Genomic DNA, 236 nt, shown 5'->3' with positions numbered 1-236 from the left:
GCTTGTAGCTCAGGTGGTTAGAGCGCACCCCTGATAAGGGTGAGGTCGGTGGTTCAAGTCCACTCAGGCCTACCAAATTCTTTCTGATACCGCGTTGTGAAATGACTCGCACAGTCTCAGCAAGAATTAAGGTGAATGAGATAACTACGATGGGGCTATAGCTCAGCTGGGAGAGCGCCTGCTTTGCACGCAGGAGGTCTGCGGTTCGATCCCGCATAGCTCCACCATCTTTACTG

1 tRNA gene is annotated in these 236 nt (G+C 52.5%); it reads left to right on the top strand.

Going from position 1 to position 236, the window contains the following annotated elements:
* The first annotated feature begins 151 nt into the window (after positions 1–151).
* A tRNA-Ala gene (locus OGY19_RS02300) sits at positions 152–227 on the top strand.
* Positions 228–236: the final 9 nt, after the last annotated feature.

It is taken from the genome of Citrobacter sp. Cy070 (assembly GCF_030332245.1).
In the GTDB taxonomy this organism is placed as follows: Bacteria; Pseudomonadota; Gammaproteobacteria; order Enterobacterales; family Enterobacteriaceae; genus Citrobacter; species Citrobacter youngae.
This window is presented reverse-complemented; position numbering and strand designations above follow the sequence as displayed.